2 protein-coding genes are annotated in these 1174 nt (G+C 73.8%); both read left to right on the plus strand.

The annotated features are described in order from the left end of the window. Positions 1–215: hypothetical protein (locus HW577_RS25375; protein ID WP_198378857.1), on the plus strand; the 215-nt coding region annotated here is incomplete at its 5' end. Positions 216–582: 367 nt separating this feature from the next. Next, positions 583–1174, plus strand: a 592-nt coding sequence (locus tag HW577_RS25380) for a hypothetical protein (RefSeq protein ID WP_198378858.1), incomplete at its 3' end; no start/stop codon positions are given.

Raw genomic sequence — 1174 nt, forward strand, 5'->3', positions numbered from 1 at the left:
GCCGGCTGTCGGGTTGGTTGGCCGGGCTGGCTGCCGCGCTGGCGCTGCTGGCCGCCGCCTGGACCGCCGGGCGGCGGGAGGGGCGGCGGAGTTCGGAGGCCGAGGCGCTGCGCCGCGCGGCGCGCGCAAGGGAGGTTCGCGATGCGGTGGAGAGCGATGTGGATCGCGCTGGCGATGCTGCCGGCGAGTTGCGCCGGGACTGGCGGCGGCGGTGAGGCCTGCGCGCCCTGGCGCCCGGTGCTGGTCTCCGCGGCCGATGTGCTGAGCGAGCCGACGGCACGGGCGATCCTGGCGCACAACCGTACGGGGCGGAGGCTCTGCGGGTGGTAAGGCGGGCATGATTGCAGGGAGCGCCGCGGCGAAATAAGTTCCGCGATCGCATCCTTCTGGTCGCGCACGCTGCCCCCCCGCACCGCCCTCATCCTCTCCCCCTTCGCCACCTGGCCGGAGACCGCCGGCCATCGCCGCCGGACCGCGCAGGTCACGCGCCTGCTGCGCGATGCCGGCTGGCGCGTCACCTTCCTGCTCTACGCCTTCGAGGAGTCCTGGACGCATCGCTTCGACGAGGCCGGCTACGACGCCATGCGGCGCGATTGGCCCGAGGTCCTGGTCTTCCACGCCAATGCCGGTGTCGGCGGTGTGCCGGCGCAGGGGCGCCACCACGGCCTCGACGAATGGTGGGACCCCGCGCTCGGCGCCTTCCTCGACAACCTGTTTTCCCGCCGCCGCTTCGACGGCTTCGTCGTGCACAACCTGTGGCTGTCCCGTGCCTTGCTGCACGCCCCACCGGGCACGGCGCGCGTGCTGGAGATGCACGACCTTTTCCACAAGCGGGACGCGGTCTTCGCCGCCCTCGGCCTGCGCGCCGACTTCTTCCTGCCGACCGAGGGCGCGGAGCTGGAAGGGCTCGCCCGCGCCGGCCTCGTCAGCGCGATCCAGTCCAGCGAGCGGGACTGGATCCATCGCCGCCTGCCGGGCCGCGCGCTGCTGCTGCCCTATGCCGATGCCGCGCTGCTGCGCCGGCCGCGCCGCCCACCGGGCTATCTCGAACCGGGCGTGGTGCGCTTCGGCGTGCTCGCCTCCGCCCATTCGCTGAACCATGACGCTTCGACGATGCGCGCTTCGAAGCCGCAGAGTTCGAGGGCGCGGCGCAGCCCGGCCGGGTCGGCGGAGG

It is taken from the genome of Neoroseomonas rubea (assembly GCF_016106015.1).
GTDB lineage: Bacteria > Pseudomonadota > Alphaproteobacteria > Acetobacterales > Acetobacteraceae > Neoroseomonas > Neoroseomonas rubea.